Source organism: Roseicella aerolata, assembly GCF_020523605.1.
Taxonomy (GTDB): domain Bacteria; phylum Pseudomonadota; class Alphaproteobacteria; order Acetobacterales; family Acetobacteraceae; genus Paracraurococcus; species Paracraurococcus aerolatus.
Genome location: NZ_JAJAQI010000114.1, coordinates 1 through 4,547, shown reverse-complemented (window position 1 = coordinate 4,547; position 4,547 = coordinate 1). Strand labels below are relative to the sequence as shown.

At 62.5% G+C, this 4,547-nt stretch carries 6 protein-coding genes; 3 read left to right on the top strand and 3 right to left on the bottom strand.

The window, feature by feature from the left end; all coding sequences use genetic code 11:
- Window positions 1–76: 76 nt before the first annotated feature.
- Complete coding sequence (locus LHA35_RS27875) at window positions 77–853, bottom strand: hypothetical protein (RefSeq protein WP_226614541.1); 777 nt, start codon at window positions 851–853, stop codon at window positions 77–79.
- Between the two features lie 217 nt (window positions 854–1,070).
- On the opposite strand from LHA35_RS27875, the gene LHA35_RS27870 reads away from it, so the two are divergent.
- Window positions 1,071–1,850 carry a hypothetical protein gene (locus tag LHA35_RS27870; RefSeq protein WP_226614536.1) on the top strand — a complete coding sequence of 260 codons (780 nt, stop codon included), beginning with the start codon at window positions 1,071–1,073 and terminating at the stop codon, window positions 1,848–1,850.
- A gap of 58 nt (window positions 1,851–1,908) precedes the next feature.
- Here the strand turns inward: LHA35_RS27870 and LHA35_RS27865 are convergent, their stop codons facing one another.
- Window positions 1,909–2,208, bottom strand: a complete 300-nt coding sequence (locus tag LHA35_RS27865; RefSeq protein ID WP_226614533.1) for a DUF6471 domain-containing protein — start codon at window positions 2,206–2,208, stop codon at window positions 1,909–1,911.
- Window positions 2,209–2,265: 57 nt separating this feature from the next.
- On the opposite strand from LHA35_RS27865, the gene LHA35_RS27860 reads away from it, so the two are divergent.
- Both LHA35_RS27860 and LHA35_RS27855 read left to right on the top strand, forming a co-directional pair.
- Window positions 2,266–3,228, top strand: coding sequence for an IS1595 family transposase (locus tag LHA35_RS27860; RefSeq protein ID WP_226614530.1), 963 nt, complete (start codon window positions 2,266–2,268; stop codon window positions 3,226–3,228).
- Between the two features lie 323 nt (window positions 3,229–3,551).
- On the top strand, window positions 3,552–3,818 hold the full coding sequence (locus LHA35_RS27855; RefSeq protein ID WP_226614528.1) for a hypothetical protein: 267 nt from the start codon (window positions 3,552–3,554) through the stop codon (window positions 3,816–3,818).
- Between the two features lie 207 nt (window positions 3,819–4,025).
- Here the strand turns inward: LHA35_RS27855 and LHA35_RS27850 are convergent, their stop codons facing one another.
- A complete protein-coding gene (locus LHA35_RS27850) occupies window positions 4,026–4,457 on the bottom strand; it encodes a hypothetical protein (protein ID WP_226614526.1) in 432 nt (143 codons plus the stop codon).
- Window positions 4,458–4,547 lie beyond the last annotated feature (90 nt).

Here is a 4,547-nt window from a genome sequence, read left to right as displayed (position 1 = left end):
TCCGGTCTTATGTAGCAGCCGCACCTCACGGGAGCGTGCGGTGAAAGGCCGCACGCAACGACGCGCGCGGCATATCCTAACTGCGCTCGTTGTATGGGGCTGCGTAGACCTCATCGGCGGCCCCGTCGCTCCTGCCGCGAAAGCAGAAGCGCGTGCAGTGCTTCTGCCCAGACACGGCTTCATAATCGACGCTGCCGATGAGCCATGGGGCAGCGTCGGCAAGAGCGCCACTCCCCCGGACGAACCACTCGTCGCGCGGGTGCATCCCGACATGATGCACAATCTGTTCGAACGCTGGCCCGGCTTCACCCGGCCGGAGGACAACTGTGGGATTGTCGTGTGCGAAGCCGAATGTCTTGGTCTTCAGATTGAGGTCCGGCCTTTTCTCAGGGAATATCTTGGAATACGGCTCGTAATACAACAAGGCATCCAGTTCTTCTGGTCGTGGGAAAAACCTGGCTGGCCAGTTGTCCCGGGCATGAACGGATCTGTTGCCGCTACTAAAGAACGCATACGCCGAGACGTAGCGAACGATTGCGGGGCTCGCCCCGTAGTTGCTGAACCGGAATTCGAACTTGAGCAGCGCCTCGCCATCGTACCACTCCTGCATGTTGTGGATCGTGAAATCCACAATGAGATAGGGACGGTTCAAGGCGGAGAGGGCGATGTCTCGCGTTTCCTCTTGAATGCGCGTTTGCTCGTTGCTGATCTCCGTTTGGCGTCGGGCGATGCGGGACTGTCGCACGCCGATCCACACCTGACCGAAGGTGAACAGGACGATCGCTACGTCCGTCCATTTGATGTCGGACGCCCAAAGAGCGTTCCAGACCCCGCGAAGCCAATCGTTCCCCAACTCCCCGCCGTCCTTCTCGCCTGTGCATTCCTTGCCGCCGGATACGAGGTCGGCTCGCGTGGCGGAAGGGCGCGATGCGCAGCGGGGCTGTTCCTCGCCGCCTTGAGCTTCCCGGCAGCACTGGTCGGTAGCTGGCTAATCGGTGCTTGGATGGGTCAGGCGCCATGAAGGGTGCAACGGCTAGAGGAATCGGCGCCACGGCGGCATGCTTGGGGGCATGCAGCATTTGCGCCGCCTCCTGCGCACCATCCTCTCCAGCGGCGCTGGCGCCGTCGTGCTCACGGTGGGCAGTGAGTGGTTCGTCAAGCTCGCTGAGGAGCGCGGACTTTACGACGAGCCGTCGTCGCATTTGGAGCGAGCCATGAACTGGCTTGCATCGTGGACGACACTATCGAGCTTCGATTTCGTGGCGGGGCTTGTCCTCGGCCTGACGGCGGGGGCCTGGCTGGACTACCTGCTCCGGTTGCGCGAGCGCCGCGCAACGGCGGTTAAGGAGCCGAAGAGCGGGCAGGCCGCCCCGATCAGCCGCGGCACTTATCTCGGCCGGGTCCACATCGACGCCGGCCGGTTGGCGAGCGATTTCTTACTTGAGTTCTCATTCATTGCGTTCAACGCGACGGGCGCCCCCATCCGGCTAAAGGGAGTGCAAGGCCGGATTGCCTATGCCAAGGCATCGGATACGGCGGAGAGCAATTGGGAAACGCTGCCTCCGCCAGTGCTTAGGGAGGACAACTTGACTAGCTTCGCTCCTTATACGGAGTTCATGGTGATCGTATCGCAGCGCGTGCCAGGCGCGCTCATACCGGACATGGACCATGCCCTGTCGGCCGGGGAGCGGGTGATGTTCGTACTCGAAGGTCTAACCGTTTCCCTTGCCGGAGCCGAAGAAGCAGAGCCGGCACGCATGCCGATGTGGGAGCGAGTGACCTGCGAACGCGTGGGCCGAGTAACCACAGTGCTGCCAATCGCCTTGCTGAGAGCGCGCATCGGCAGCTAAGTGCGCCGCCGGTTACAATGCGGCCTCGCTGTGGGAGGCCGCAAGTCTTGCGAGAGGTTTAGTCTATTCGCAGTTCCTTGGCCCCGATCGCGGCCATGACCTGCAACAGGAACACGGCGGTAAAGCTGCCCCGGGCAATCTTGTTGCGGATGTTCGGTTCCGTCTCATGCACGCCGATAACGGCCAGCTTCTCGACAAGCTGGGCATAGGTCACACCCCGCCGCTTCAACTCCGCTTTCAGCAGGTTCTTTGCCCGAGCCTGCCACTCGGCCGTGTCCGTCGAGGCCGCCGCTTCCGTCTCTGCCATCCACGCACCTTTCACAGTGATGTTTGCCATCATATCCAATGCGTTTGCCATTGCCAGCACGGCGCAATGCCATCATAATCGGTGCATAGGCACTGGAAATGATGGCAAATGGCCCAGCACTTCCTCCTCTCTGCCAAAGCCCGCACCCTCTCCCTTGCTGCCATCCTGCGCATGACAGACGATGAGGCGCACGCGGCCTTCGTGGCAATCCGCTGGGCGGCTACTGGCGGCGAACCGGCCTGTCCCCGCTGCGGCTGCCTCGCAGTCTATGCCTACGCCGTGCGCCGTATCTGGAAGTGCAAGGCGTGTGAGCACCAGTTCTCCGTCACCTCCGGCACCATCTTCGCCAACCGCAAGCTGCCGATCCGGGACTACCTCGCCGCCATTGCCATCTTCGTCAACGCCGTGAAGGGTCTGTCCGCCCTTCAACTCGGGCGCGACCTGGACGTACAGTACAAGACTGCCTTCGTCCTGGCGCACAAGCTGCGGGAGGCCATCGGCTCCAGCCAAGCCGACACTACCCTCTCCGGCCATGTCGAGGTGGACGGCGCCTACTTCGGCGGCACTGTCCGGCAGGAGAACCGGAAGGAGGACCGCAAGGACCGCCGGCTTGCCGAGAACCAGTCAGGCAAGCGTCAGGTCGTGGTGGTGATGCGGGAGCGGGGCGGCCGGACGCTGCCCTTCGTGTTCCGCCGGGAGGACGATGCGGTGCCGACCATCCGGGAGCGCGTGGCCTCCGGCACCACGATCTACGCGGATGAGGCGCCAGGCTGGGATGCGCTGCACGCCCGGTATGACACGCGCCGGATTAACCACTCCATCGCCTTCTCCGACGATGGCGCCTGCACGAACCAGGCGGAGAGCTACTTCGCCCGGCTGCGGCGGGCCGAGTTAGGCCAGCACCACCACATCAGCGGGAAGTACCTCGGCGCCTATGCCCGCGAGATGGCGTGGCGGGAGGACACCCGGCGCCGGCCGAACGGGACGCTGCACGGCTTGGCGACGGCTGCCGCGCTCGGGCATCCGATCTCGCGGGTGTGGGCGGGGTACTGGCAGCGCAGACGCGCGTAGGCTGTGAAAACTACGCGAACAAACTGGAACTATGGAGAAGGGTTCCGGGCGGCAGCCAGATCGGCAGGATCATGCCGGGAGAGGCCGGCCACAAGGCGAGAATTTTTCTTGAGACGAATCGGCGGTTGTGATTACTTGGCCTTGATGAACGCCAAAAAGGGGACCTGGCAGGGTCCCCTTTCGGTAAGCATCCGCGATGGTCGGGCCGCCCGCGGATCGACGATGTAGTGCGCCCCTTTATAATCGAAGGGAGCATCGTGGGTCAAGGCGGCTCCGCTACCGCCAGCAGCCTGTCCTGCTGGTGGACAGATGGAGTATGTCAGTTGGCTACGTACCTCGTTACCTATGACCTGAAGCGGGAAGTCGTTCGCCCGAAGATCGTTGATGCGATCAAGCGCTGGGGCGCATGGGCAAAACTGTCCGAATCTTCCTATGCCATTGCAACTCAACAGACACCCCAAGCTGTATATCAGGCGCTCTCACACTTGCTCGACGATAATGACCAGCTTTATGTCATTACTTTGACAAAGCCGTACTCTGGTCAAGGGCCGGTGCAGGTAAATGACTGGCTTGAGAATAAGCTTGCGTAACAACACGTAAGCTGCGGCTCGACGCGGAGGCATCGGCTAGTATCCGGTCCTCTGCGTCGGTTTCAGGTTCAACTATGTAATCGGCGCCCTGGCGTTTCACCTTCATTATCCAACCTTTCGGGCCACAAGGCCGCGCTCAATATTTGCATCGGTGTGGGAAAAAGCAAGCTTATTGAAAGGAAGCTGTGCCATTGCATAGCAACCAAGTTACGACACCAACGCCCACAGCGACGACCGGCCCATCTTCTCCCCGTTTCGCACCGTCCCGGCCACCCGCTGGTGCCGCAGCGCCCGCCCAACGCTGCTCTCGACGGCCTTTCTTACCGCGCCGCTCGCAGCATCCAGGGCGCGCAGCGCGATCACCCTCTCCGCCACGGCAGGGATCGTCAGAGGCTTCCCCGCCTGGCGCAGCACGTCCAGCACAGTCCGCCCCATATCCACGAACTCACCGACCGCCACCGCCCGAGGCCGCTTGGCCTGGATGGCATCCACCGGGTAGCTTGGGTCGAACTGCCGGATCACTGCGTCCAGGCTGGCGAGGTCGGCATAAAGCTGCTGCACCCGGGCCTGTGCCGCGTCCAGTTCCCCGGCCAGTTCCGCCCGGCGCTTCACCAAGCCGGGCAGCACGAACTCGTTCATGCGTTGAACCTCCCAAATTCCGGGAGATTTTAGGGTGGTAGCCGCGGCTACGCGCGGGGCCGTGAGGTGTGACTGCTACCGAATACCGGA